This is a genomic window from Roseomonas sp. SRI_022, assembly GCF_057586215.1.
Genome location: NZ_JBYCZL010000002.1, coordinates 274,802 through 299,420 on the forward strand (window position 1 = coordinate 274,802; position 24,619 = coordinate 299,420).

24 protein-coding genes are annotated in these 24,619 nt (G+C 70.8%); 11 read left to right on the top strand and 13 right to left on the bottom strand.

Annotated elements, in window-relative coordinates:
- Positions 1–32 precede the first annotated feature (32 nt).
- The 3 genes from AC2YHJ_RS03055 to AC2YHJ_RS03065 are packed head-to-tail and all read right to left on the bottom strand — an operon-like array spanning position 33 to position 4,511.
- Positions 33–1,127 (bottom strand): glycosyltransferase family 9 protein, encoded by a 1,095-nt coding sequence (locus AC2YHJ_RS03055; protein ID WP_487393868.1) that lies wholly within the window; start codon positions 1,125–1,127, stop codon positions 33–35.
- A complete protein-coding gene (trpE, locus tag AC2YHJ_RS03060) occupies positions 1,108–2,622 on the bottom strand; it encodes an anthranilate synthase component I (RefSeq protein WP_487393869.1) in 1,515 nt (504 codons plus the stop codon). Before trpE ends, AC2YHJ_RS03055 begins: the two co-directional genes overlap by 20 nt.
- Positions 2,619–4,511 (bottom strand): peptidyl-prolyl cis-trans isomerase, encoded by a 1,893-nt coding sequence (locus AC2YHJ_RS03065; RefSeq protein ID WP_487393870.1) that lies wholly within the window; start codon positions 4,509–4,511, stop codon positions 2,619–2,621. Before AC2YHJ_RS03065 ends, trpE begins: the two co-directional genes overlap by 4 nt.
- Before the next feature lie 308 nt (positions 4,512–4,819).
- On the opposite strand from AC2YHJ_RS03065, the gene AC2YHJ_RS03070 reads away from it, so the two are divergent.
- The 6 genes from AC2YHJ_RS03070 (at position 4,820) to AC2YHJ_RS03095 (ending at position 9,430) form a co-directional block, all read left to right on the top strand.
- Positions 4,820–5,074 (top strand): hypothetical protein, encoded by a 255-nt coding sequence (locus tag AC2YHJ_RS03070; RefSeq protein ID WP_487393872.1) that lies wholly within the window; start codon positions 4,820–4,822, stop codon positions 5,072–5,074.
- A gap of 109 nt (positions 5,075–5,183) precedes the next feature.
- Positions 5,184–5,903: a triose-phosphate isomerase gene (tpiA, locus tag AC2YHJ_RS03075; RefSeq protein ID WP_487393909.1), complete on the top strand. Its 720-nt coding sequence runs from the start codon at positions 5,184–5,186 to the stop codon at positions 5,901–5,903.
- Positions 5,904–5,939: 36 nt separating this feature from the next.
- The gene (secG, locus tag AC2YHJ_RS03080) at positions 5,940–6,263 is read left to right on the top strand and encodes a preprotein translocase subunit SecG (RefSeq protein WP_487393873.1); all 324 of its coding nucleotides are present in this window, start codon (positions 5,940–5,942) and stop codon (positions 6,261–6,263) included.
- 90 nt (positions 6,264–6,353) lie between these two features.
- On the top strand, positions 6,354–7,988 hold the full coding sequence (gene pyrG, locus AC2YHJ_RS03085) for a CTP synthase (RefSeq protein WP_487393875.1): 1,635 nt from the start codon (positions 6,354–6,356) through the stop codon (positions 7,986–7,988).
- Positions 7,989–8,254: 266 nt separating this feature from the next.
- Entirely contained in the window at positions 8,255–9,076 is an 822-nt protein-coding gene (gene kdsA / locus AC2YHJ_RS03090; protein ID WP_487393876.1) for a 3-deoxy-8-phosphooctulonate synthase, read from the top strand.
- 108 nt (positions 9,077–9,184) lie between these two features.
- The gene (locus AC2YHJ_RS03095; RefSeq protein WP_487393877.1) at positions 9,185–9,430 is read left to right on the top strand and encodes a hypothetical protein; all 246 of its coding nucleotides are present in this window, start codon (positions 9,185–9,187) and stop codon (positions 9,428–9,430) included.
- 59 nt (positions 9,431–9,489) lie between these two features.
- On the opposite strand, the gene AC2YHJ_RS03100 is transcribed toward AC2YHJ_RS03095, so the two are convergent.
- From AC2YHJ_RS03100 to AC2YHJ_RS03110, 3 genes are all read right to left on the bottom strand, one after another.
- Entirely contained in the window at positions 9,490–10,512 is a 1,023-nt protein-coding gene (locus tag AC2YHJ_RS03100) for a hypothetical protein (RefSeq protein ID WP_487393879.1), read from the bottom strand.
- 156 nt (positions 10,513–10,668) lie between these two features.
- Positions 10,669–10,944, bottom strand: a complete 276-nt coding sequence (locus AC2YHJ_RS03105; protein ID WP_487393880.1) for a hypothetical protein — start codon at positions 10,942–10,944, stop codon at positions 10,669–10,671.
- A gap of 62 nt (positions 10,945–11,006) precedes the next feature.
- On the bottom strand, positions 11,007–12,083 hold the full coding sequence (locus AC2YHJ_RS03110) for an LLM class flavin-dependent oxidoreductase (protein WP_487393881.1): 1,077 nt from the start codon (positions 12,081–12,083) through the stop codon (positions 11,007–11,009).
- 191 nt (positions 12,084–12,274) lie between these two features.
- Between AC2YHJ_RS03110 and AC2YHJ_RS03115 the strand changes: the two genes are divergently transcribed.
- Together AC2YHJ_RS03115 and AC2YHJ_RS03120 are read left to right on the top strand one after the other, a co-directional pair.
- On the top strand, positions 12,275–13,378 hold the full coding sequence (locus AC2YHJ_RS03115) for a DUF4274 domain-containing protein (RefSeq protein ID WP_487393882.1): 1,104 nt from the start codon (positions 12,275–12,277) through the stop codon (positions 13,376–13,378).
- Between the two features lie 161 nt (positions 13,379–13,539).
- Positions 13,540–14,406: a thioesterase family protein gene (locus AC2YHJ_RS03120; RefSeq protein ID WP_487393884.1), complete on the top strand. Its 867-nt coding sequence runs from the start codon at positions 13,540–13,542 to the stop codon at positions 14,404–14,406.
- Here AC2YHJ_RS03120 and AC2YHJ_RS03125 read toward each other — a convergent pair whose 3' ends face one another.
- Positions 14,407–14,835 carry a DUF1810 domain-containing protein gene (locus AC2YHJ_RS03125; RefSeq protein WP_487393885.1) on the bottom strand — a complete coding sequence of 143 codons (429 nt, stop codon included), beginning with the start codon at positions 14,833–14,835 and terminating at the stop codon, positions 14,407–14,409.
- A gap of 79 nt (positions 14,836–14,914) precedes the next feature.
- Between AC2YHJ_RS03125 and AC2YHJ_RS03130 the strand changes: the two genes are divergently transcribed.
- Positions 14,915–15,889 carry a Bug family tripartite tricarboxylate transporter substrate binding protein gene (locus AC2YHJ_RS03130; RefSeq protein ID WP_487393886.1) on the top strand — a complete coding sequence of 325 codons (975 nt, stop codon included), beginning with the start codon at positions 14,915–14,917 and terminating at the stop codon, positions 15,887–15,889.
- 160 nt (positions 15,890–16,049) lie between these two features.
- On the opposite strand, the gene AC2YHJ_RS03135 is transcribed toward AC2YHJ_RS03130, so the two are convergent.
- Positions 16,050–16,766 carry a carbonic anhydrase gene (locus AC2YHJ_RS03135; RefSeq protein ID WP_487393887.1) on the bottom strand — a complete coding sequence of 239 codons (717 nt, stop codon included), beginning with the start codon at positions 16,764–16,766 and terminating at the stop codon, positions 16,050–16,052.
- A gap of 125 nt (positions 16,767–16,891) precedes the next feature.
- Between AC2YHJ_RS03135 and AC2YHJ_RS03140 the strand changes: the two genes are divergently transcribed.
- On the top strand, positions 16,892–18,238 hold the full coding sequence (locus tag AC2YHJ_RS03140) for an LLM class flavin-dependent oxidoreductase (protein ID WP_487393888.1): 1,347 nt from the start codon (positions 16,892–16,894) through the stop codon (positions 18,236–18,238).
- A 58-nt stretch (positions 18,239–18,296) separates the two neighbouring features.
- On the top strand, positions 18,297–19,127 hold the full coding sequence (locus tag AC2YHJ_RS03145) for an NADPH-dependent oxidoreductase (protein WP_487393890.1): 831 nt from the start codon (positions 18,297–18,299) through the stop codon (positions 19,125–19,127).
- A 140-nt stretch (positions 19,128–19,267) separates the two neighbouring features.
- Here AC2YHJ_RS03145 and AC2YHJ_RS03150 read toward each other — a convergent pair whose 3' ends face one another.
- The 5 genes from AC2YHJ_RS03150 to AC2YHJ_RS03170 all read right to left on the bottom strand — a co-directional run bounded on the left by AC2YHJ_RS03150 (position 19,268) and on the right by AC2YHJ_RS03170 (position 24,411).
- Entirely contained in the window at positions 19,268–20,230 is a 963-nt protein-coding gene (locus AC2YHJ_RS03150) for a UDP-glucuronic acid decarboxylase family protein (RefSeq protein WP_487393892.1), read from the bottom strand.
- A complete protein-coding gene (locus AC2YHJ_RS03155; protein ID WP_487393893.1) occupies positions 20,230–20,373 on the bottom strand; it encodes a hypothetical protein in 144 nt (47 codons plus the stop codon). Before AC2YHJ_RS03155 ends, AC2YHJ_RS03150 begins: the two co-directional genes overlap by 1 nt.
- Entirely contained in the window at positions 20,360–20,548 is a 189-nt protein-coding gene (locus tag AC2YHJ_RS03160) for a hypothetical protein (protein ID WP_487393895.1), read from the bottom strand. The genes AC2YHJ_RS03155 and AC2YHJ_RS03160 overlap by 14 nt, the downstream gene beginning before the upstream one ends.
- Before the next feature lie 304 nt (positions 20,549–20,852).
- Positions 20,853–21,821 carry a GDP-mannose 4,6-dehydratase gene (locus AC2YHJ_RS03165; protein WP_487393896.1) on the bottom strand — a complete coding sequence of 323 codons (969 nt, stop codon included), beginning with the start codon at positions 21,819–21,821 and terminating at the stop codon, positions 20,853–20,855.
- Between the two features lie 115 nt (positions 21,822–21,936).
- A complete protein-coding gene (locus AC2YHJ_RS03170; protein WP_487393897.1) occupies positions 21,937–24,411 on the bottom strand; it encodes a PAS domain-containing protein in 2,475 nt (824 codons plus the stop codon).
- Between the last annotated feature and the right edge of the window lie 208 nt (positions 24,412–24,619).

Sequence of the window (24,619 nt, forward strand, 5' to 3'; positions counted from 1 at the left end):
CACATGGTCTTCCGCAAGGGAATCCGCCGGCATCACACCGCCGGCGGCACATTCCCCGTGCGGATCAGCAGCGCCGCGCGCGCCGCCGCCCCCGCCCAGTCCCCGGTCCCGTCCGGGCAGCGCACCAGCCGTACCGAGGGATACCAGACCGGCACATCCGCCGCGTTCAGCCAACGCCAGTCTGGCGTGGCGCCATGGGTCAGCATCAGCGCCGGGCGCCCCAGCGCCCCCGCGACATGCAGCACGGCGGTATCCACCGTGACGACGAGGTCCAGCGCCTCGATCGCCGCGGCGGTGTCGAGGAACCAGTCCGGCCCCTGGTCCATCTCCGGCCCCAGCCGGTCGAGAGGGAAGGGTGCCTCCTGCTCCTCCCCAGGGCCCTTCTGCAGGGAGAACAGGCGCACGCCGGGGATCGCTGCGATGGGGGCGAAGGCGGCGAGCGGGGCGGAACGCTTCCCATCCACCGGCGCCGCCGGATTGCCCTGCCAGACGATGCCGATGCGCAGGCCCTGCCCGCCGATCCGCGCGCGCATCCGCGCGCGGCGCTCACGATCCACCGTCAGGTAGGGGATGCGCCCGCGATACTGCTGCGGGGTCAGCCCCAGGGCGCGCGGCAGGTTCAGCAGCGGCAGCCAGGTCTTCACCCCGGCAACCGACCCCGGCGTATCGGCGGATCGCAGGTCGAGCCCTTCAGTCAGCGGCGCGAGCAGGCGATGCAGCCGCGGATCGAGCACCGCATGCACCCGCATGCCGCGCGCGACCAGCAGCGGCAGGTAGCGCGCGAACTGGATGGTGTCGCCGAGGCCCTGCTCGCCCATCACCAGCATCGCCTCGGGCTGGCCCGTGCCGCGCCAGATCGGCATGGGCACCGGGCCATCCGGGCCGGGCCGGGTCACCATGGGGAAGGCGGGGAACAGGTCGAAGCGGACCTCGTAGGCGTCCCAGGCGTCGTTCCATAGGCCCGCTTGGAACAGGGCGCGGGCGAGGGCGGCACGCACCATGTTGTCCTTGGGCGCCAGGGCGGACAGGCTGCGCAGCGCGGCCGCGGCTTCGAGCGCCCGGCCGCTGGCGCGGGCGTCCTCGATCACCGCGAGGATCGCGGCGAGGTCAGGTGTTGCCGCGTTCACGCCGCCCCGCGGCGAAGCGCACCGCCTCCTCCGCCGCGCGGAACAGGGCGCGCGCCTTCTGCTTCGTCTCCTCGTATTCCGACTTCGGGTCGGAATCGGCGACGACGCCGGCGCCGGCCTGCACATGCATGACGCCGTCCTTCACCAGCGCGGTGCGCAGCGCGATGCAGGTGTCCATGCCGCCATCGGCGCCGAAATACCCGATGCCGCCGGCATAGAGGCCACGCCGGGACGGCTCCAGCTCCTCGATGATCTCCATCGCGCGGATCTTCGGCGCGCCGGTCAGCGTCCCGGCCGGGAAGCCCGCCGCGTAGGCATCCAGCGCGTCGAGCCCATCCCGCAGCCGGCCCTGCACCTCGGAACCGATATGCATGACCTGCGAGTAGCGCTCGATCTGGAACTGCGCCGTCACCTTCACCGACCCGATGGCGGCCACGCGGCCCACATCGTTGCGGCCGAGGTCGAGCAGCATCAGGTGCTCCGCCCGCTCCTTCGGATCGGCCAGCAGCTCGGCCTCCAGCGCGCGATCCTCCTCCGGCGTCGCGCCGCGGCGGCGCGTGCCGGCGAGCGGGCGTACCGTGACCGTGTTGTCGCGGCAGCGCACAAGGATCTCGGGGCTCGCCGCGACCACGGAGAACCCGCCGAAATCCCCGAACACCAGGAAGGGCGCGGGGTTGATCCGCCGCAGCGCGCGGTACAGCGAGAAGGGCGGCAGCGCGAAGGGCACCGAGAAGCGCTGCGCCGGCACCACCTGGAACACGTCGCCGGCGCGGATGTATTCCTTCGCGCGCTCGACGGCCGCGATGTAGCCGGCCTCGGTGAAGTTGCTGTCCGGCTGGGCGAGCTTCGGCAGCACGGCGGGCGGGGCAGGGCGCGGCACCGGGCGGTCGAGCGCCGCCTCTGCCTCGTCCAGCCGCGCCTCGGCGGCTTCCAGCGCCGCCCCCGGCTCGCCACCCGGCCACACCGGGGCGCAGAGCGTCAGCGTGTCGCGCACATGGTCGAAGACGGCCATCAGCGTCGGGCGCGTCAGCACGGCATCGGGAATACCGAGCACGTCCGGGTTGGTCTCGGGCAGCTTCTCGATCAGCCGCACCATGTCGTAGCCGAGATAGCCGAACAGCCCGGCGGCCATCGGTGGCAGCCCGGCCGGCACCGGAAACCGCGCGGCGGCGATCACCCGGCGCAGGCTGTCCATCGCCAGGCCGGCTTCCGGCTCGAAGGCATGCGGCGCCGACAGGGCGTGGCGGTTGATCTCCGCCTTGCCGCCCCGGCAGCGCCAGACCAGGTCGGGCGCGAGACCGATCGCGGAATACCGCCCGCGCGCCGCCCCGCCCTCGATCGATTCCAGCAGGAAGGCATTGGCCTGCGCCCCGCCCGTCAGCTTCAGGAAGGCGCCGACCGGCGTGTCGAGGTCGGCCACCCGTTCGCGCACCAGCACGGTGCCGTGGCCGGCCTCCAGCGCGGCGCGCGCCGCGGCGAAATCGGTCCCGCTCATTGGCCCGTCACCTGTTCCAGCAGCTGGCTGTTGATGCGCACGTTCGACCGCGCCCGCAGCGCCGTGGCGAATTGCCCTTCGAGCTCATCCTGCATGGACTGCTCGATCTCGCTGCGCACGCGCGCCAGGGCAGCGGCGTCGCTGGCGGTGTCGAAGGGGATGATCGCGGTCAGCCGCGCGACCGCGAAGCCGTCGCGCGTCTCGGCCATGGTGGTGTCGCCCACCTTCGCCTCGAACAGCGGGGCGATCAGCTCGGGCGGCAGCGTGCCGGACTGCGCCGGGTCGCGGCTGAAGCCGGTCAGGTCCACCACGGTCAGCCCGGCCTCCCCGGCCGCCTCGGCCATGGTCTTGCCGCCGCGCACCGCGGCGAGCAGCCCGGCCGCGCGCTGTTCCGCTTCGCGCCGGCGTGCATCGGCGAGGTAGGCGGCGCTCACCTCGGTCTCCACGCTCGCGAAGGGCCGCAGCGCGGGGGGGATGACGCCGCGGATCTCGATGGCGACGAAGGCGTCGCCCATCTCGGTCATGCGCGGCGCATCGCCCTGGCGGGCTGCGAAGACGGCGCGCAGCAGTGGGGTGCGCTGCGCCTCGGCCACCGGCAGCGCCACCACCGCATTGGCCTGGTCGCGCCCATTGGCATCGAGCGTCGCGGAGACGATCGGCAAGGAGAAGCGCTGCGCCACCTCGGCGAGCGTCCCACCGCCGGCGAGCGCGTCCTCGACCCGGTTCGCGCGCTCATAGGCGAGGTCGAGCGCACGGTCATGCGCCACGTCCCGCCGCAGCGTGTCGCGCACCTCGTCCAGCGTCCGCCGCGTCGCCGGTTCGACGCGCATCACCTTCATCACGTGCCAGCCGAAGGGGCTGCGCACCGGATCGGTCACCGCGCCCGGCTCGGCCGAGAAGGCCGCCGCCGCGACATCGGCGATCGGCAGCGCCGTGCGGTCCAGCAGGCCGAGATCGGCCGCCCCGCCATCCGCCGCGCGGGCCTGCGTCTCGATCGCCGCGAGTTCCGCCCCAGCACGCCAGGCCTCGGCGATGGCGCGGGCGGCTTCCTCATTCGGCACCACGGCCTGTTCCAGGGCGCGGCGTTCCGGCGTCTCGAACTGCGCTCGGCGGGCGTCGTAGGCCGCCTCCAGATCCGCGTCGCTCACTGCGACCTCCGCGGACAGCGTCTCGGGCGAGAGCACCAGCACCGACGCTTCCCGGTATTCGGGGGAGGAGAAGCGCGCCGGGTTGTTTTCCTGGTAGCGGCGCAGTTGCGCCTCGGTCGGCGTCTCGGGTTCCGGCATCGCGGCGCGGGCGATGCGCACCACCTCCGCGCTGCGGCGCTGGAAGGCCCAGGCGAGCAGCGGCCCGGACATCGCATCCGGCCCGGCCGAACCCGCCCGCACCGCGCCCATCAGCTGTTGGCGCAGCACGTCATCGGCGACGACCTGCAGGAATTGCGGCTCGTTCAGTTCGTTGGCGCGGAGGAAGCTGTCGAAGACCTGGCGGGAGAAGCTGCCATCCGGCCCACGCAGGCCGGGGATGGAAAAGATCGAATCGCGCACCGTCTCGGGCGGCGCGACCAAGCCCATGCGCTGCGCTTCCTGGCGCAGCACCCGCTCGCCGATCAGGCGCTCCAGCGCGGTGGCGCTGACGGCGCGGCGGATGTTCTCGTCCGGCTCGAAGCGGTTGCCCAGCTGCCGGGCGATGCGCGCCATCTCCCGCCGCGCGGCGGCCTGCGCCTCGGGCAGTTCGATGGCGCTGTCGCCGACGCGCACCACGGCGGTCTCGCGGCCGAAGTTCCGCACCACATCCTCGATGCCCCAGATGGCGAAGGAGGCGACGAGGAGGAGGAAGAGGAGCCTGGCGAACCAGGTGCCGGCAAGGCGGCGCATCGCGGTCAGCATGGGGCGCGTGCTTAGCCGGGCGGGGGGTGGGACGGAAGGGCTTGAGGGGGCGTCGCCCCCAACATTGTCCCATTGCCGAGGGCGAGGACGAACCGGGGGCGAGACCGTGGGTCCTCACGTCTACCGCGGTGAGGCAGTCGCCGGCAGCCTGGGGCATCGCCATGAGCCGGCCGACCGGTGCGGGGCCGGGTTGATTGTCGGAGTGGCGATGGCCGTGCCGATCAAGGCCCGGGGGTGGACAAGGCTACCCGGTCCAACGGGGAGGGGCCTAGGCTGCGACCGGGACACGCCGTCGACAGGGTGATGCCGTGAGGACGATCGAGGACAGCCCGTCCGGAAGGATGGAATTGATCTGGGGCATCGGATCGCCGGAGGAGGAATTGCGCAAGCGCGGGGTGGTCATGGGCCGGCGCCTGCAATTGGCCGCCAAGCTTCCATGTCGCGATCCGAACTACGGCCAGCCCATGGAGCTGGCCATCTACACCGACCGGGCCGGCAAGCCATTCGTGCTCGAAGAGATCTGCAACGGCGTGTGGGTCATCGGCGTGCCGGCCGCGCCGTAGCCGGCGTCGCGCCCTTGGTGGCGAGGCGAAGCGCCGGGCCATGGACAGCCCCCGCACCCGCCGCTAACCCGGTCCCGATGCCGAGGGAGACGACGCCGTGACGCCTGGATTGCGCCCGCTGGTTGCCGGGAACTGGAAGATGCACGGCCTCGCCGCCGACGGCCTGGCGCTGGCGCGCGCCGTGGCCGCCGGCGCCGCCGGGCTGCAGGCGGAGATCCTGGTCTGCCCGCCCGCCACCCTGGTCGCCGCCATCGCCGCGGCGCTGTCCGGCACCCCCGTCGCGACGGGCGGGCAGGACTGCCACGCCGATGCCAAGGGCGCCCACACCGGGGACATCGCGGCTGCCATGCTGGCCGATGCCGGGGCGCGCTATGTCATCCTCGGCCATTCCGAACGCCGCGCCGACCACGCCGAGACCGACGCCCAGGTGAAGGCCAAGGCCGCCGCCGCCATCGCCGCCGGCCTGACCCCCATCGTCTGCGTCGGCGAGACGCTGGCCCAGCGCGAGGCCGGCCAAGCCGAGGCGGTCGTGCGCGCCCAGGTCGCCGGCAGCCTGCCGGAGGGCTTCGCCGCCGCCGGCGGGGTGGTCGCCTATGAACCCGTCTGGGCCATCGGCACCGGCAAGACGCCGACCGAGGCCGACATCGCCGCCATCCACGCGGCACTGCGCCAAGCGGTGGGCCCGGCGACGCGGCTTCTCTATGGCGGTTCGGTGAAGCCGGCCAACGCGGCGGCGATCCTCGCCCTGCCGCATGTGGACGGCGCCCTGGTGGGCGGCGCCAGCCTGGTCGCGGAGGATTTCCTCGCCATCGCCCGGGCGGCGGGGTAGCCCGCGCACCCGGCCTTGCTGTAGAAGCGCGCCACCATGACCACCGTCCTGCTCGTCGTTCACCTCTTCGTCACCCTCGCCCTGATCGGCCTCGTGCTGCTCCAGCGCAGCGAGGGCGGCGGCCTCGGCATCGGCTCCTCCCAGGGGATGGGGTCGTTCATGGGCGGGCGCGGCACGGCCAACCTGCTGACGCGCGGCACGGCGATCCTGGGCACGGCCTTCTTCGTCCTGGCGCTGACGCTCGCGCTGCTGAACCGAGGGTCGTCGATGCAGAATCGCTCGATCCTCGATTCGCCGGCCCCGGCCAGCGCTCCGGCGGCCCCCGCGGTGCCCTCGCTGCCGGCCGTGCCGAACAACTAGACCCGTCGTTTCAACCACTTCCGGGCGCGTGGCCGCCCTGCGCTTCGCGCGGGTGGCTTCCACGCGCGCGACTTGTTATGGAGGGCGCCCATGGCCCGGTTCGTGTTCATCACCGGCGGCGTGGTTTCCTCGCTTGGCAAGGGTATCGCTTCCGCCTCCCTCGGCGCGTTGCTTCAGGCACGCGGCTACAAGGTTCGGCTCCGCAAGCTGGACCCCTATCTCAACGTCGATCCGGGGACGATGTCCCCGTATCAGCATGGCGAGGTCTACGTCACCGACGACGGTGCCGAGACCGACCTCGACCTTGGTCACTACGAACGCTTCACCGGAGTGGCGGCGGCCAAGCCCGACAACTGGACCACGGGGCGCATCTACGCCGACGTGATCGCGGCGGAACGGCGCGGCGACTACCTCGGCGGCACCGTGCAGGTCATTCCGCACATCACCGACAAGATCAAGGAAGTCATCCAGGCGGAAACCGACGCCTACGACTTCGTCCTGGTCGAGATCGGCGGCACCGTCGGCGACATCGAAAGCCTGCCCTTCCTAGAAGCCATCCGCCAATTGGCGAATGAGCTCGGGCCGCAGCGCAGCCTGTTCATGCACCTGACGCTGGTGCCCTACATCCCCGCGGCCGGCGAGCTGAAGACCAAGCCGACGCAGCATTCGGTCAAGGAACTGCTGTCCGTCGGCATCCAGCCGCAGATCCTGCTCTGCCGGTCCGACCGCCCGATCCCGGAGAATGAGCGCCGCAAGATCGCGCTGTTCTGCAATGTCCGGCCGGAAAGCGTGATCCCGGCACTCGACGCAGGCACCATCTACGAGGTGCCGCTGAAGTACAGCGAGGAAGGGCTGGACCGCGAGGTGCTGCGCCATTTCGGCCTCTCGGCCTATGGCGTGCCGGATACCTCGCGCTGGGAACGCATCGTCCACGCGGTGAAGCAGCCCGAAGGCGAGGTGACGATCGCCGTCGTCGGCAAGTACACCAACCTGCTCGATGCCTATAAGTCGCTGGCCGAGGCGCTGACTCATGGCGGCATCGCCCACAATGTGAAGGTCAACCTCGACTGGGTGGACAGCCAGATCTTCGAGCATGACCAGGACGCCGTGGCGCGGCTCGAAAAGGTCAACGGCATCCTCGTCCCCGGCGGCTTCGGCGAACGCGGCAGCGAAGGCAAGATCGAGGCGGTGCGCTTCGCCCGCGAGCGCCGCGTGCCCTTCTTCGGCATCTGCTTCGGCATGCAGATGGCGGTGATCGAGGCGGCGCGGAACCTGCTCGGCATCAAGGGCGCGTCCTCGACCGAGTTCGGCCCCGCCGGCGAACCCGTGGTCGGCCTGCTGACCGAATGGGCGCGCGGCAACGAAGTCGAGACGCGCAACGCGGCGGGCGACCTCGGCGGCACGATGCGCCTCGGCGCCTATCCGGCGGTGCTCTCGGAAGGCTCCCTGGTGCGGGAGGTCTATCACGGCCGCGCCACCATCGAGGAACGCCACCGCCACCGCTACGAGGTCAACGTCGCCTACAAGGATCGGCTCGAGGCCGCTGGCCTGCGCTTTTCCGGCATGTCGCCCAACGGGGTGCTGCCGGAGATCGTGGAATACCCGGACCATCCCTGGTTCATCGGCGTGCAGTACCACCCGGAACTGAAGTCGAAGCCCTTCGACCCGCATCCGCTGTTCGCGGAATTCATCGGGGCGGCGGTGAAGCAGGCCAGGCTCGTCTGAAGGCGGCGGGAGGGGCGCCGCCCCTCCCGGACCCTCCCCGCCAGGGGGCAACGGCCCCCTGGACCGCGGGGGTCTGGCGCTGGGTGCACCATTTCCGTCACTTGCCGCCGGGCAGGGGAGTGGGATATAGGAATATTATCAAGGACACCCGCACGCCGAGATGGAGCGTGGGGTAACCGGATAAAGGGCTAAAAACTTAAAATCCTAAAATCCTAAAGTGGCGCGGCGATCCTCCGCTCGGTCGAACAGCGCCTGTGGAGCTCGCAATGCGTCACGTCACCGTCGGCCCCGTCACCATCGGCAACGACCTGCCGCTGGTCTTCCTCTCCGGTCCTTGCCAGATCGAAAGCCGCGCCCATGCGCTGGAAACGGCCGCCGCGCTCGCCGAGATGGCCAGGGCCGCCGGCGTGCCGCTGGTCTACAAATCCTCCTTCGACAAGGCGAACCGGACTTCCGTGAACGCCGCGCGCGGCGTCGGCATGGCCGAGGGCCTCGCGATCCTGGCCGAGGTGCGCGAGAAGACCGGCCTGCCGACGCTGACCGACGTCCACCTGCCCGAACATTGCGCCCCGGCGGCCGAGGCGGTGGACATCCTGCAGATCCCGGCCTTCCTCTGCCGCCAGACCGACCTTCTGCTCGCGGCGGGCGAGACCGGCCGCGCGATCAACGTGAAGAAGGGCCAGTTCCTGGCGCCCTGGGACATGAAGAACGTCGCGGCGAAGATCGCCTCCACGGGCAATGAGAACATCATGCTCTGCGAGCGCGGCGCCTCCTTCGGCTACAACACGCTGGTCGCCGACATGCGTTCGCTGCCGATCATGGCTGCGACCGGATATCCGGTGGTGATGGATGCGACCCATGCGGTGCAGCAGCCGGGCGGGCAGGGCACGTCATCCGGTGGGCAGCGCGAATTCGCCCCGGTGATGGCGCGCGCCGCGGTGGCGGTGGGCGTCGCCGCGGTCTTCATCGAGACGCATGAGGACCCCGACAACGCGCCGTCCGACGGCCCGAACATGATCCCGCTGCGGGAGATGCCGGCGCTGATCGCCCGCCTCAAGGCCTTCGATGCCCTCGCGAAGGCGCGCTGACCTGCTGGCTGCATGGCGCGCGTCCGGATGCGGCGGCGCGCCGTGCGTCATGGCGATGATCCCGACGGCCTGTGCCGGCGCGATCAAGCCCGTGCAGGGCTGACCGCCATGCTGCGCCGTCCGCCCGGCCTACCACCCATGCCACGCCGGCCGGTGCCGGCGGTGCTGCTGATGATGGCTCTCGCCCTGGTGCTGTGGTTCTCGGTGCCGGCTGGCGTGACGATGATCCGCCTGTCGGACTGGCATTGGGAGACGGTGCTCGCCGTGCTCGGCGCCCATGCCGTGGTGGTCGGCGGCATCGGCTGGTTCGCCTGGCTGTTCTGGGCCGCGCGCCGACCGGGCGACGGCGGCTGACCCGCGACCGCTGAACTGTCCCCCGGCGCCGCTCGATGGCGGCGCCGACGCGACTTCGCTCAGGTGCCCAGTTCGAAACCGCTGCTGACGGCGCGTTGCAGATCGCCGACCGATTCGGCGAAGGCGTCGCGCCGCGCGATGTTGGTGCCGACCAGTGTCCGCACGCGGCCGGCCTCGCCAGCGGTCGCCACCGCCGGAACCGCGATCGCGCGGGTCTGCGACGCCGGGATGGAGAAGACCGCGGCCGGCGCGTAGCCGAGCCGCTGGCCTGACGGCGTTTCCACCGCGACGAAGCCCTCGTTGCGGGTCGGCACGATCTGCACCTGCTGGCGGGGCTGCACCTCGGCCACCGGCGCGGCGGAGGGCAGGGGCGCCGCCTGCAGCGCGACGGCCTGGACGGGTCGCGCCGCGACCGGGCGTGGCGGCGGCGGTGTCGCAGTCGCGCGTGCGGCTGGGGCGACCGCCTCGATGCCGGTGTCGATCTCGGCGGCGCGGGCCTGCATGCGCCGCTCGGCCGTGCGGCTGAGCTCGAGGTCGCGTTGCGCCTGCTGGCGCATGGCGGCGAGGCGGGCTTCGGCCTCCTGTCGTTGGATCTGGCCGGCGCGCGCCGCCTCCTGCACACGGCGGGCCTCGCGCAGGCGGCAATCGGTCACGCTGTCCAGCGCCTGCTGCGACTGGGCGATGCCGTTGTTCTCCTGGTCGATGTCGCTGGCGACGGCTGCGGCCAGGGCGTCCGCATTGCCGGCTGCCTGGCGCTGGCGCTGTTCCAGGTAGCTCGTGGTGGCCACGGCGGCGGCGGCGGAACTCGCCGCCCAGACCAGCCCGCCGATGATGCCAGGGCGGGTGCCGAGGATGCCGCCGGCGCCGATCACCGCCACGCCGGCGGCGATGGGGGCGGCGAAGTACGCGGCGCTGCGGTTGAATTGCTCGACCTGGGGGCGGCAGGCATCGGTGCCGTCATCGGCGGCGAGCGTCGTGCCCCCGGTCTGCTGGCCGGCGCAGGCCGTCAGTAACAGGATGGAGGCCATCGCGGCCGGCAGCGGAAACCGGAGGAAGGACGGGCCGGCATGCGGGACTTGCAAGGACAGATCCTCCGGTGTTCGGCCCTGGACGATACACCCTCCCGGCACGCGGCCAAGCGCCGTTGGGCCTCGATCGCGGGCATGATCCGAAGGGGCGGAATGCCGTGGGTGAGTTCGACCGACAGTTGGCACGGCCGAGTCCGTATCGTCCGTGATTCAGATCGTCTGCCCGCGCAGGAAGCCCAGCGCCGGCAGCGGGGTCCACTTCCGCGGCAGGTCGGACCGCCGGATCGGCGTCACCGAATAATGGGGGACGGGCTGCTTCGCCCGGATCAGCCAATCGACATAGGCCAGCACCTGCTGGTCTCGCCAGGCGCGATCGTCGAGCGCCTGGGCACGGGACCGGAAGACCTCCGCGACGCGGCTCTTGCGCCCTACCGTCGCCACGACGGCCCAGAGCGTGTCGTCATCCCCGGTGCGGACGCTGAACAAGTTCCCCACGAGCCCAACGGTGGCAAATCCTGGGGGCGCGGGTCAAGCGCCCCCTGGCCGGTTCAGGCGGCCGCCGAGGCGGGCACGCCGATCCGCTCCAGCGGGCCGAATTCGCGTTCCAGCAGGGGCTTCACCGCGCCCTGCCAGGCCGCGATCGACCGCAGCGCGGTGGCCGCCGGCATGTCGCCCGCCTGGGTCTGGAGGAGGTAGTGGCAGGGTGCCGCCGCGCGGATCTCGGCGGCCATGCGGGCGGCGACCGTGGCGGCGTCGCCGACCAGCATGTGGGCGCCCATCTCCTCGAGGCTCGGCTCGCCGTCCCAGGTCTTCTCCACCAGCATGCCGCCATCCATCTCCTGCTCACGCCGGCGGAGCGATTGCGACAGGCGGATCTGCCAGCGCGCGTTCTCGAGAAACGCCAACGCCTCGGTGCGGTCGTCGGTGACGCAGAAGGGGCGCATGGCACCGAAGCGCAGGGTGTCGGGCGCGCGGCCGGCGGCGGCGCGGATTGTCTCGAAGCGCGCGCGCGCGGCGGCAAGCATGGCGGGGGTGAAGTGGCGCGGCGTCACCATCACGACGCAGTCGCGCTCGGCGGCGTAGCGGTGCAGGTCGGCGTTGTCGCCGGCGACGTAGATGTCGGGCAGGCCGCGCACCGGGCGCGGTGCGATATGCGCGGTGGGCATCGCGTAATGCGCGCCCTGATGCGTGAAGGTCTCGGCCGAGAAGGCCGCTTCCATCATGCCCATCACTTCCAGCAGCCGCGCCGGGGCTTCCGACAGGTCCTGGCCGAAGCGCTCGAACTCGAAAGGCTGGTAGCCGGAGCCGATGCCGAGCACGAGCCGCCCATGGGTCAGCGAATCGACCATGCCGATCTCGGCGATCAGCCGCGAGGGGTGATAGAGCGGCACGATCACCACGCCCGAGCCGAGCCGGATGCGGCTGGTCTCGCCGGCCATCCGCGCGACCATCATCAGGGGCGAGGGGCAGACGCAGTAGTTCGAGAAATGATGCTCGGCGAACCAGGCGATGGAGAAGCCGGCCTGCTCGGCCGCTTTCACCTGCGCGACCGCGGTGTCGTAGATCGCCGCCGTCGCGATGCCGCGCGTGCGGTAGCCCATGAGGCAGAACAGCCCGACATCCATAATCCGTTTCCCTGTTTCCCTGGCGCATGCTTCCCGCGAAGTGGCGCGCCGGCAAGCCCGCTCGGCTTGCCGCGAGGCGCGGTTCGCGACGGTGGTGGCGAGGGCCTCACATAGCGTCGAACAGACGGTCTGGGCGCGGCTGGACCTTTAGGCTACTCGCCGTGAACCGCGGCGTTTTGGGAAGGCACGCAATGAGCAACCGCGACACGGGTGTCTTGGCGCGGTGGCGAGCATGGCGGCGACGGATGGCTCAGGCCCGGTTTGTCGATTTGCGGCCGCCCGTGCCGAAGTCGGACGCCGACCGGCTCTACCGCATGAGCGGCCGCAGGCTCACCATTGTCGGCGAGAGTACAGGCATCCTTGGCATCACAGGATCCGACTTCGGGGTACAGCTCCTTTTCGGGTACGGACTGCGTGACCCCGCCCATTCCGTAAGGTTTCACAAGCCGTTCGCGACGGACCTCATCATCGACCGTCTGCAAATCGGGATGCCGTTCGAGGCGTTGCGCCGCGCGTATCCTGATCTCGTGCCAACAAGTGACGACATTTTGCCGCAGCCCGAACAGCCGGCTTCGTCAGCCTTCAGTCGCTACCTGGGCAGACTCTCCGACGGGAAGCACGAATTTGTAGCGGACATCCGCGACGGGCAGGTCGATAGCATCGAAATCGGCGTGCTCGGCCTCAGCGCTTCCCGAAGTGCCGGCCTCCAGGAGCACCGCGATAGGCAGCGCGCTGACGAGGAGCGGCGTGCGCAGCGCAAGCAGGCGTTCTACAATCTGGCCGCGACGCATGAGGACGACGACGCGATGCTCATGGCATGGGCGAGCGAAGTCGCGGATGGCCCGCGCCTTGCTGCGTTCCTGACGGCGCAATCAACCCCGGACGACTGGCGCGCCGTGGCCACGACATGGAACTGGGACCTTGGTCTAGCACCGCTTTTCTGGGTCATCCGGCGGCCTGAATGCGATCTCGCGACTGCAATGGAGGTATTCATCGTCGGTGAGCCGGATTTCCATGCCGAAAGGTTCGCCGACGCCGACGAGGTCCCGTACTGGGGTCTCGACAGATTTTTGCTGACGAGTGAGATCTTCGAGCGCTGGAGAGATGGCCTTTATCGACGCTCGGACATCACATTCGCCGCTCCGGTGACACTCCCCAGCCATGCCTTGGATCGGCTGCGCCGACGGCACAACGTGCCCGATGCAATGATGACAAGCCGGCGGGGGCGCACGGTTTCGACCGAAGGCTATGCGGAGGGCTTTCCACCGCGCGGCCGCTTGCTAGGCGAGGCGTGACCTAAGCCACCAATAGCTCGGCTACCCTCGGCCCTCAGCCTCTCGAGTGGTCCGGGCACCCCGGACCCTATGCAGTCGCCCCCGTGCAATCCACCCTGCTGGCCAGCAGCATCCGGACACCCCGGCGTCGGGGGTGTGTGGCAAAAGTTGAGGACAAGAGCTTGATCGTCATCGGCAAAGGCAGCGTGCAGCAGGAGGAATGCGACGTGATGGGGCACATGAATGTGCGCCATTACGTTGCGCGGGCGGCGGATGCGCTGGACTGGCTGCTGCTGGAGGCCGGGCTGCCGCCTTCGCGCGGCAGGCTTGCGGTAATGGACCAGCACCTGCGCTTCCTGCGGGAGATGTCGCCGGGCACGCCCTTCATCATCCGTGGCGGCATCCTGCGCGTCGCCGGCGACCGCCTGCGGACGGTTGTCGAGATCCGCAACAACGCGACCGACGCGCCGGCCGCCGCGCTGGTGACGGATCTCGGGGCCTGGGGCGCGCCGCTGCCGGCGCTGGCGGCGGAATCGCTTCTGGTGGCGATGCCCGACCATGCCGGGCCGCGCGGGCTCGGCTTCGATCCGCCGCCTGCCCTGCCGGACCGTGCCGCCGCCCATGCGCTGGGCCTGGCCGAGGGCTATCGCGGCGCGATCCGCCCGCATGAATGCGACACGGATGGTGTGATGCGCCCCGACGTCGTCATCGCCCGTATCTGGGATGGCGTGCCGAACCTGCGCAATCGCGGCACCGGCCTGGGCATCAAGGAGGAAGGGATGGGCTCCGCCGCGCTGGAATACCGCGTCGCGCAGTTCCGCCCCCTGCGCGCGGGGCAGTTGCTGACGGTGTGCAGCGGGCTGAAGGCGCTGGGCGAGAAGACCACGACCTGGACCCACCTGGTCCATGATGGGGAGAGCGGCGATGTGGTCGCCGCGGCCGAAGCGGTCGGCATCGCCTTCGACCTCAAGGCGCGCAAGGCGGTCGCCATCCCGCCCGAACGGCGCGCGGCGCTGGAGGCTCTGCTGGTGCCGGGTCTTGGGCTTTAGTCAGCCGGCGGCGAGCAGATCGACGGTCAGCGGATCGGGCTGGCCGTCGAAGAAGATGCGCAGGGCGTCGGTGAACAGCGTGGCGGCCGGATCGGCGGCGGCGAACAGTGTCATGCAGGACCGGAACTTCATATCGTCCGGGCTGCCGAAGATCTCATGGATCGTGCGGCCCTGCACGGTGCAGACAAGTCCGGTGCAGTCGAACAGCCGCGGCCCCAGCACCGGATGCGCCAGATAGGCCCGCGCCTCCGCCAGCGAAGCGATGCCGTAGCGCTGCGCCGTGCTGCTGCGCCCCAGGGCGCGGAGCTGCGGGAAGACGAACCACATCCAATGCGTGCGCTTGCGCCCGGCGCGCAGTTCTTCCCGCACCGATTCCATCACCGCCTCCTGCGCCTGCACGAAGCGTTCGAGGTCGAAGAGGTCCTCCATGACGGTGGAGCATAGCGCGTAACCCCTCCAAATGCCGCCGCGGCTCCGCTACACCTGCGATAGTCGGAGGAAACACCGCATGACCATCGCCATCCCTCGCCGGGCCGTGCTTGCGCTGCCTGCCGCATTCGCCCTGCCGGCCCATGCCCAGACCCTGCAGCGCCCGGCGCGCGTGGTGATCGGCTTCCCGCCAGGCGGGTCCTCGGATGTCGTCGCACGGCTCTATGCGGAACGGCTGCGCGGGATCTACGCGCCGCAACTCGTCGTCGATGGGCGGGTGGGTGCGGCCGGGCGCATCGCGGTGGAATTCGTGAAGGGCGCCGATGCCGACGGCACGACCTTCCTGCAGACCCCGGCCTCGATGCTGACCCTGCAGCCGCACGTCTTCCCGCGCGAGGTCCGCTACGACGCGCTGACCGACCTGATCCCGGTCTCGACCGTCTGCTCCTATCCCTTCGCCTTCGCCGTGCCGAAGGACCATCCGGCGCAGACGCTGCCGGCCTGGATCGACTGGGCGAAGGCGCAGCGGCGCGAACTGCCCTGGGCCTCCCCGGCGGCCGGCTCGGCGCCGCACTTCATGGGCATCGTGCTGGGCAAGAAGGCCGGGATCGAGATGACCCACGTGCCCTTCCGTGGCGCCGCGCCGGCGGTGCAGGAACTGATCGCCGGCCGGCTGACCTGCTTCATCGGCGTGCTCGGCGATGTTTCGCCGCAGCAGGGGGAGGGGCTGAGGATGCTTGCCGTCTCCTCCCCCGCGCGGAACCCGCGCTTCCCGGCGGTGCCGACCTTCGCGGAACTCGGCCATCCCGACCTGAACAAGGATGAATGGTTCGGCGCCCTGCTGCCGGCCGGCACGCCCGCGCCGGTGGTCGAGGCCCTGCACCGCGCCATCCGCGCCGCGGCCGCGACGCCGGAGATGGTCGCGGCGCTCGACCGGTTGGAATATGCGCCGACGACCTCCGCGAGCCCGGCCGAGTTCGCCGCGCGCATCCGGCAGGAACGCGATGATTGGGGCGCGGTGGTGCGGGAAAGCGGGTTCCGGCCGGAGAATTGAAGCATTGGAGGGGCGCCGCCCCTCCAAACCACCCCGCCAAAGGGCAGTGCCCTTTGGAATGCCATCCTTTGACGCCGGGCACCAAGTATCGGCATTCCAAATGCCACTGGCATTTGGTGGGGAGAGTTCGAGAGGGGCAAAGCCCCTCTCGGTTTCTGCGTCAGACGAGTTCCACCCGCCCCGTCGCGAGATCATAGAGCCCGCCCCGCACTGCCAGCGCCCCGCGCCCGACGAGGTCCGACAGGATCGGCGTCGCCGTCTCCAGCGCGCGGACGTTGTGCCGGACGTTCGACAGCAGTGCGCGGCGCGTCACGTCGCCGCCCGGCTCGGCCAGAGCAGGTTCGATGCCCGGCTTCATCGCCGTGACCAGCCGCGCGATCTGGCCGGGCAGGGCGTTGCCCTGGCGCAGCGCGGCGACGGTCGCATCGACCGCGCCGCAACTGGTGTGGCCGAGCACGAGGATCAGCTTCGTCCCCAGCACCGCGGCGCCGAACTCCAGGCTGCCCAACCCTTCCGGCGTGACGAAGTTTCCGGCCACGCGCACGACGAACAGGTCGCCCGGGTTCTGGTCGAAGGCGAGTTCGGGGGCCACGCGCGAATCGGCGCAACCGAGGATCGCCGCGAAGGGCGCCTGGCCGCGCGCCAGGGCGGCGCGGCGTGCCGAGAAGTCGCGCGCCCGCGGCCGGTTCGCGGCGTAGCGCGCATTGCCCTCGACCAGGGCGCGCAGCGCCGCCTCGGGCGTGTCGGGCCGGGCGGGCGGCGCGGCCTCGCGGCGGGCGGCCTGGGCCCGTGCTTCGGTCGCGCTCGCGACCAGGGCGGCGCCGGCGGCGAAAAATCCGCGACGGCCGAGGCGCGCGGGTTGGCAGGCGAGGCACATGGACGGACTCCCGGTGCATGGGTTTGGCGATTCACGACGATAGTCGGCGGAGGTTGCCATTCCTGTAACGAATCGGCGAGCGCGGCGGCATTGCCGATCGCCTGCGCGCCGCGCACCCTCAGCCCATGCCAGCGCCGCGCGAAATCCGTCTCAATGCCTTCGACATGGCCTGCATCGGCCACATCCAGCAGGGGATGTGGACGCATCCGCGCGACCGGGCGCTCGACTACCTGTCGATCGACCACTGGATGGACCTCGCGCGGCTGTTGGAGCGCGGGCTGTTCGACGGGCTGTTCCTGGCCGATGTGCTCGGCGTCTACGACGTGCATGGCGGCAGCCAGGATGCGGCGGTGCGGCACGGGGTGCAGGTACCGCTGCTCGACCCGATGCTGCTGGTGCCAGCGATGGCGGCGGCCACACGGCATCTGGGCTTCGGCGTCACGGTGAACCTGGCCTGGGAGCCGCCGGCATTACTGGCGCGGCGCTTCTCGACGCTCGACCATCTGACGCGGGGTCGGATCGGGTGGAACATCGTCACCGGCTATCTCGACAGCGCGGCGCGGGCGATGGGGCTCGACCGCCAGATGGCGCATGACGACCGCTACGACATGGCGGACGAGTTCATGGGCGTCGTCTACCGCCTGTGGGAGGAATCCTGGGCCGCCGACGCGGTGAAGCGGGACCGCGCGAGCGGCATCTATGCCGACCCGTCGCGCGTCGCGCGCATCCGGCATGAGGGCCGGCAATACCGGCTGGACGCGCCGCATCTGGTGGAGCCCTCCCCGCAGCGCACGCCGGTGCTCTATCAGGCGGGGGCGTCCGATCGCGGGCGCGCCTTCGCGGCGCTGCATGCGGAATGCGTCTTCATCAATGGCGGGCCGAAGCCGCATGTCGCGGCACTCGTGGCGGATCTGCGCCGGCGCGCCGCGCCCCGGCCGATCAAGGCCTTCATGGGCGCGACGCTGATCATCGGTCGCACGGGTGCGGAGGCACGCGACAAGCTCGAGGACTATCGCCGCCATGCGAGCGTGGAGGCGGCGCTGGTGCATGCCTCCGCCTCCCTCGGCATCGACCTCGCGCGGCTTGGCCTGGATGACGAATTGCCGGCCGCGCCGTCCGAGGCGATCCGGTCGAATGTCGAGGCGCTGCGCGCCGCCGCCCCACGCGCGACCAAGCGGGCGCTGATCGACCGGATGATCCTCGGCAGCCGCCAGCCGCCCATCGTCGGCAGCGCGGCGGAGGTAGCGGAGACGCTGATCGCCTGGGTGGAGGAGGCCGATATCGACGGCTTCAACCTCTCCCGCACCGTCATCCCGGACTGCCTCGAGGACGTCGTGACCCTGCTGGTGCCGGCCCTGCAGGAGCGCGGGCGCTACAAGCGTGGCTATGCCGAAGGCACCTACCGGGAGAAGCTGTTCGGTGCCGGGCCGCGCCTTTCGGCCCCGCATCCGGCGGCCGCATTCGCCCGCTGACTTGCCGGGGCGCGGCGCCGCGCTACGTTCCGGCAAGACCCAAGGGGATATTGGACAGATGGACGGACATCAGATGCCGGCCGCCGCGGCGGCGCTGGCCGCGCGCTACGGCGCCGGCGCCGAGCCCAAGGCCGGGCCGTGGAACGACACGCTCGCGCTGCTGCTCTCGCATCGGTCGGTGCGCGGCTTCGGGCCCGGCCCGCTGCCTGCGGGCACGCTGGAGGCACTGGTGGCGGCCGCGCAATCGGCGGCGACCTCGTCGAACCTGCAGACCTGGTCGGTGGTTGCGGTCGACAAGCCCGAGACGAGGCGCGAGATCGCCGCCATCGCCGGCAACCAGAAGCACATCGAGATCTGCCCGATCTTCCTGGTCTTCCTGGCCGATGTTTCCCGCAACGGGCGGCTTTCAGCCGAGGCGGGCGTGGAGCTCGCCGGGCTGCCTTATCTCGAATCCTTCCTCGTCGCCTCGATCGACGCTGCACTCGCCGCGCAGAACACGGTGGTGGCAGCGGAAAGCCTCGGCCTGTCCACCGTCTATATCGGCGCGGTGCGCAACGACGTCACGCGGGTGGCGGAACTGCTCGGCCTGCCGCCCGGTGCCGCGCCGGTCTTCGGCCTGTGCGTCGGACAGGCGCTGCCAGGCCGCGAGGGGGAGGTGAAGCCCCGCCTGCCGCAGGCCGCCGTGCTGCATCGCGAAACCTACGACGCCCAGGATGCCGGCCATCGCGCCGCCTATGACCCGCGCATGGAGGAATTCTCCCGCCGGCAGGAAATGGCGGGCAGCACCTGGACGCAGCGGGTGATCGCCCGGCTTGGCACCTTCAAGGCGCTGAACGGGCGGGAGAAGCTGAAGGAGAAGATCATCGCGCTCGGCTTCCCGCTCCGCTGAGCGGGTGCCGCGATCGCGGTTGCGATGACGCCGCGCCCCATTCTGGCGCGGGCGTAAGCACCGGCCTCGGGGCTCCGCCCGGGCCGGCGCTGTTCGGGAGATCGCGCCTCCCGGCCTCTTGGGCCGGGGCTATGGCCCCGTCAGGCTTCCGTCGCGGGCCGGCGCAGCAGCGTGTCGAAATAGGCGACCGTGCGGCGCAGCCCGTCCTCGAGCGGCACCTTCGGTTCCCAGTCCAGCAGGCGGCGCGCGAGGGTGATGTCCGGGCAGCGTCGCGTCGGGTCGTCCTGCGGCAGGGGCCGCTTCTCCAGTGGCACGGCATCGCCGCACAGCGCGATGACACGCTCGGCGAGCTCGCGCACGGTGATCTCGTGCGGGTTGCCGATGTTGACCGGGCCGGTCACGTCGTCGGCCGTGTCCATCAGCCGCATCAGGCCCTCGACCAGGTCGTCCACGAAGCAGAAGGACCGGGTCTGGGTGCCCTCGCCATAGATGGTGATCGGCTTGCCCTGCAGCGCCTGGACGATGAAGTTCGACACCACGCGCCCATCATTCGGATGCATGCGCGGGCCATAGGTGTTGAAGATCCGCACCACCTTGATGCGGACGTTGTGCTGGCGCTTGTAGTCGAAGAACAGCGTCTCGGCGCAGCGCTTGCCTTCGTCGTAGCAGGCGCGGGGGCCGAGCGGGTTCACGCTGCCGCGGTAATCCTCGGTCTGCGGATGCACCTCCGGGTCGCCATAGACTTCCGACGTCGAGGCCTGCAGCACCTTCGCCTTCACCCGCTTGGCGAGGCCGAGCATGTTCAGCGCGCCGGAGATCGAGGTCTTGGTCGTCTGCACCGGATCGAACTGGTAGTGCACCGGGGACGCCGGGCAGGCGAGGTTGTAGATCTCGTCCACCTCGACATAGAGCGGGAAGGTGATGTCGTGGCGCATCGCCTCGAAGCGGGGATGCGGCAGCAGGTGGGAGATGTTGTCCCGCGTGCCGGTGAAATAGTTGTCCACGCACAGGACGGAATGCCCCTGCGCGAGCAGCCTCTCGCACAGATGGGACCCGATGAAGCCGGCGCCCCCCGTCACCAATACACGCTTGCGCGAAAACATTATGCCCTGTGCTCCCTGCGTTCCTCGACCATGGTCCCGATCACGTCGTCCAGCCTGCCCATGAAGGGATCCCAGGCGGGGTGCTGCGCTGGTTGTACCATCCGCGCGGCGAAGGCGGCCGCCATCGCGTCAAACCGCGTCATCCCCCGATCCTCGTCGAAGGGGGACGGCAGCGCGGCGGTCGTAGAGCCGCCGCATCGGTGCGTCCGTGTTGCCGGTGCGGAATTCCAACCCGCCGATCTCCTGTCCCCGCGCCCTGAGTGCATCGGCGTGGGCGCGGCCCTTTTCGTCCACCGTGCCCGCGACCACAAGCGCCATCCGGGCTGGTCCCTCGTCGCCTGGGCGAAGGTGCCGGGTCCCAGCCTCATGTTCCTGGACCACCGGATCCGGCCGCGGCCCAGGAAACAAGGACCGGAGACGCTGCCCGGCACGATCCGGGACTCGTTGATGCCGGGATGGGAGATGTGGGCCTTGTTCCCTGGCCGGTGAGATAGATGCGATTGAGGAACGTATTCCGGATTGCCGCGGCAGCGCGACGATGCCGCCATCAGCCGCGGTCGATGAAGCACCGCGGAAGGCAGGGCCAGTCGCTTGACCGCCGCATGCACCAGGACGGCGAGGATCAGCGCCAGCGCGCGAGGTCGGATTCGACCATTTCGGCGATCATTTCCTCAAGGCTCATCTCCGGCACCCAGCCGAGCCGGGTCCGCGCGCGTGACGCGTCGCCGATCGTCACATCGACATCGGCCGGCCGCAGGAAGGCAGGATCGACGCGCACATGCGCCTGGTAATCCAGGCCGACATGCGCGAAGGCGATGCGGCACAGGTCGCGGATCGACGCGGCGCGGCCCGTCGCCACGACATAGTCATCCGCCTTGTCCTGCTGCAGCATCAGCCACATCGCGCGCACATAGTCCCGCGCATGGCCGAAGTCGCGCCGCGCGTCGAGATTGCCCAAGGGCAGCTCGGTCGCGAGACCAAGGCTGATGCGCGCCGCGCCATCGGTGATCTTGCGCAGCACGAACTCGATGCCGCGCAGCGGGCTGTCGTGGTTGAACATGATGCCGTTGCAGCCGAACAGGCCGAAGGCGTCGCGGTAGTTCTGCACCAGGCAATGCGCGAAGACCTTGGCCGAGGCATAGGGGCTGCGCGGATGGAAATGCGTCGCCTCGTTCTGCGCCGGCGTCTCCGCCTTGCCGAACATCTCCGACGAGCTTGCCTGGAAGTAGCGCGCCGCTGGGGCAGCGATGCGCACCGCCTCCAGCATGTTGGCGGTGCCGATCGCGGTGACATGCGTGGTCAGCAGCGGCTGGTCCCACGACATGCGCACGAAGGATTGCGCGGCCAGATTGTAGATCTCGTCCGGCTGAACCTTCTGCAGCAGGCGGATCAACGAGGACAGGTCGATCAGATTGCCATCGACCATCTTCACCGAGCCCTGGCAGCCGAGCCGCCGCAGCCGGTCCTGCACGGCCTCCGATCCGCCATGGCGGTGAAGCAGGCCGAAGACCTCGTAACCCTTCTCGAGCAGCAGGGCCGCGAGATAGGCGCCGTCCTGGCCCGTGACCCCGGTAATCAATGCACGCGCCATGGTGTACCGCGCCCGTTCCTTGCTGTCTTCGCGGACCCTTATACTCCGCGGGGCAAACTCGCCAAACGAGTTGGATCACGCCCCGATCGCAGCATGCCGGCCGGCTTCCGTCGCGTCAGGCCTCGGCCGGCTGCAGGGCCGGCAGCCCGGCGCGGAACTGCATCAGCACCACCACGCCTTCCTCGGGGAAGCGCAACTGCACATCCGCGCCCGGGCCAAGATCATGCGCGAGCCCGCGTTCGAGCAGCCGCATGCCGAAGCCACGGCGCTCGGCCGATGGCGCGCTGACGGGCGGGCCGCCGCTTTCGCGCCATTCCAGCGACGCGATGCCATCCTCGCTGAGCGACCAGGCGACCTCGACCTCGCCGCCCGGGCGCGACAGCGCGCCATGATGGCGCGCATTGGCGGCGAGTTCATGCAGCGCCAGCACGATCGCCTGGGTCTGCCCGGCCGTCACCTGGATGCGGCCGGATCCGCCGAAGCGGATCGCGCGTCCGCTCTCGACCCAGGGGGACAGGCCGGTGCGCACCACGCGTGCCAGGTCGACTTCCTGCCAGCCCTGGTCGGAGAGCAGGTCGTGCGCGCGCATCAGTGCCTGCAGCCGGCCGACGAATTCGCGTCCCAGATTGGCCTGCCCGCCGCGTGCCCCGCGCAGGGATTGCGCGGCGAGCGACTGCACGGTGGACAGCGTGTTCTTCACGCGGTGATTCAGCTCGGTCACCAGCAACTCGCGCGACCGCTCGGCGCGCACGCGCTCGGTCACGTCCTGCAGCACGGCGGAGACGCCGGTGACGTTGCCTTCCGCATCCTTCACCGGGTGGCAGGAGGCAAGCCAATGCCGCAGGTGCTGCACCGCCCCCGGCGTCGGCCCCGCACAGGTGACGTCGAGCACCGGCCGCCCGGTCGCGAAGACGCGTCGCTGCGCATCCTCGAGCGGCCGCGCGAGGCTCTCGGGCATCACCTCATGCGGGGACCGGCCGATATGCGCCTCGGTCGGCAGGCCGCAGATCGCGGCGAAGCGCGCATTGACGTTGACGAAGTGCAGTGCCGGATCGACCAGCGCCAGCCCGACCGGAACGGTGTCGTAGACGGCGCGCAGCTCGGCGACCGTCTGGCGCACCTGCGCATCGTTGACATGCCGCGCCGCGCCGGCACCGCGCGCATCGGTCACGTCATGGATGGCGCCGACCCATTCCTGCAACTGCCCTGCCTCGTCCGAGACAGGCACGCCGGTCGCGCGCACCCAGCGCCAGTCGGCGGCATCTCCGGCGGTGCGCAGGCGGAACTCGACGCCGATCGGCGCGCGCGCGACCAGGCTGCGTCCCCATTCGGCGAGGGTCGGCGCGCGGTCATCGGGGTGCAGCATGTCGAGCCAGCCATCGCCGCGGAAACTCGGCGCGGTCTGCCCCGTCAGCCCCGCCCAGCCGGCCGCCTCGTTCCAGCCGCCGGCGGCGTCGGCGCGCCAGAGCACGAGCGCCCCGGCCTCCGCCAGCGCGCGCATCCGCCGCTTGGCGGCCGCGGCCGTGGCATCGGCCGACCCCAGGGCGGCACCCAGGGCGGCGAATTCGTCGAGCGGGCCAAGGTCAGGCAGCGGCGGGGCTGGCGCGTCGGCGCGCAGCGCCTCGGCCGTTGCCTGGGCATGCTGTTGCAGTGACAGCACCGGGGTGCGCAACGACGCCTTGACGCGGGCATAGGCGAACAGTGCGATCGCCAAGGCGGCGAGGAGGCAGGGCACCACCCACGGCAGCAGCCGCGCCGCGGCACTGCTGGCGAAGCCCGCGGGTTCCCAGCTGACGAGATGCCATTCCGACGCCTCGGCCAGGTTGTTCACGACGTAGCGGATCGCGGCGCCGGAGGCATCGGTGCCCGCCTGCACCATGCTGCGCGGTGCCGCGGTCAGGACGGTCCAGTCCGGCAGGTCCGCGGGGCCGCCGCCGGTGCTGGCGACCACGCGCCAGCGGTTGTCGAACAGGATGCTCGACCCGGTCGCGGCAGCCGCGGCCAGCCGTTCCGGGGACAGCGAGATGCTGAGCACGCCGCTCGCACGGCCGCCGCGCATGATCGGCACCATCAGCAGCGGGGGCGAGGGCGCCCCGCCGGGGACACCGGTGCTGACGCGCGCGCGGCCGGTTTCCACGGCCCAGAGCCCCGCGGCCACGGCCGGGGTCGATCCGAGCGGGGTGCCGAAGGGCTGGCTGGTGTCCACCAGCAGGCCCAGGCCGCGATCCAGCACGCCGATCTGGGCATCAAGCGCGCGGGCGAGGCGCCGCGCCGCCTCATCGGTGGCGGCGAGGTCGCTGGCCTCGATGTCGCCGCGCGCGGCGGCGAAGGCTTCAAGGGCGATGCGCCGGGACTCGATGTCGGCATCGATTCCGCGGGCGGCGACGAAGGCGTGATTGGTGACGCGCCGGTCCAGGGCGTCGCGCTCAGCCTTCCAGGCCAATCCGGTGACCAGCGCAGCACCCATCAACAGCGGCAGGGCCGTGGCGAGTGCCAGGATCCCAAGCCGGCCGCCGATGGTTGTCAGGCGACGCTGCGTGCCGGCCGTCGTGATTGAATTGCTCCGCGCCACTGTCACCGCGGGCGGCATCCGACGCCAGCCCCGCTGCGAAGATCAGCCAAAGGGTGCCCCGATGCAACGCAAACGGGCGTGATCCGACGCCCGGTTGCCGCGCCGGCTGCACGAATCCTTCGGCGGAGTGTTAGACTTGCAACGATGCTGCGATTCGCACCCCTGGCTTCCGCGCTCTGCCTGCTCGCCGCCTGCGCGGCGGAGCTGCCGGAGGAACCGGTGCTGC

Bases quoted from the DNA above. Each gene is read 5' to 3' on its own strand.
- trpE (WP_487393869.1), bottom strand. From the start codon at position 2,622: ATGAGCGGGACCGATTTCGCCGCGGCGCGCGCCGCGCTGGAGGCCGGC.
- AC2YHJ_RS03065 (WP_487393870.1), bottom strand. From the start codon at position 4,511: ATGCTGACCGCGATGCGCCGCCTTGCCGGCACCTGGTTCGCCAGGCTC.
- secG (WP_487393873.1), top strand. From the start codon at position 5,940: ATGACCACCGTCCTGCTCGTCGTTCACCTCTTCGTCACCCTCGCCCTG.
- pyrG (WP_487393875.1), top strand. From the start codon at position 6,354: ATGGCCCGGTTCGTGTTCATCACCGGCGGCGTGGTTTCCTCGCTTGGC.
- kdsA (WP_487393876.1), top strand. From the start codon at position 8,255: ATGCGTCACGTCACCGTCGGCCCCGTCACCATCGGCAACGACCTGCCG.
- AC2YHJ_RS03095 (WP_487393877.1), top strand. From the start codon at position 9,185: ATGCTGCGCCGTCCGCCCGGCCTACCACCCATGCCACGCCGGCCGGTG.
- AC2YHJ_RS03110 (WP_487393881.1), bottom strand. From the start codon at position 12,083: ATGGATGTCGGGCTGTTCTGCCTCATGGGCTACCGCACGCGCGGCATC.
- AC2YHJ_RS03115 (WP_487393882.1), top strand. From the start codon at position 12,275: ATGAGCAACCGCGACACGGGTGTCTTGGCGCGGTGGCGAGCATGGCGG.
- AC2YHJ_RS03125 (WP_487393885.1), bottom strand. From the start codon at position 14,835: ATGGAGGACCTCTTCGACCTCGAACGCTTCGTGCAGGCGCAGGAGGCG.
- AC2YHJ_RS03130 (WP_487393886.1), top strand. From the start codon at position 14,915: ATGACCATCGCCATCCCTCGCCGGGCCGTGCTTGCGCTGCCTGCCGCA.
- AC2YHJ_RS03135 (WP_487393887.1), bottom strand. From the start codon at position 16,766: ATGTGCCTCGCCTGCCAACCCGCGCGCCTCGGCCGTCGCGGATTTTTC.
- AC2YHJ_RS03140 (WP_487393888.1), top strand. From the start codon at position 16,892: ATGCCAGCGCCGCGCGAAATCCGTCTCAATGCCTTCGACATGGCCTGC.
- AC2YHJ_RS03145 (WP_487393890.1), top strand. From the start codon at position 18,297: ATGGACGGACATCAGATGCCGGCCGCCGCGGCGGCGCTGGCCGCGCGC.
- AC2YHJ_RS03150 (WP_487393892.1), bottom strand. From the start codon at position 20,230: ATGTTTTCGCGCAAGCGTGTATTGGTGACGGGGGGCGCCGGCTTCATC.
- AC2YHJ_RS03155 (WP_487393893.1), bottom strand. From the start codon at position 20,373: ATGACGCGGTTTGACGCGATGGCGGCCGCCTTCGCCGCGCGGATGGTA.
- AC2YHJ_RS03160 (WP_487393895.1), bottom strand. From the start codon at position 20,548: ATGGCGCTTGTGGTCGCGGGCACGGTGGACGAAAAGGGCCGCGCCCAC.
- AC2YHJ_RS03165 (WP_487393896.1), bottom strand. From the start codon at position 21,821: ATGGCGCGTGCATTGATTACCGGGGTCACGGGCCAGGACGGCGCCTAT.
- AC2YHJ_RS03170 (WP_487393897.1), bottom strand. From the start codon at position 24,411: ATGCCGCCCGCGGTGACAGTGGCGCGGAGCAATTCAATCACGACGGCC.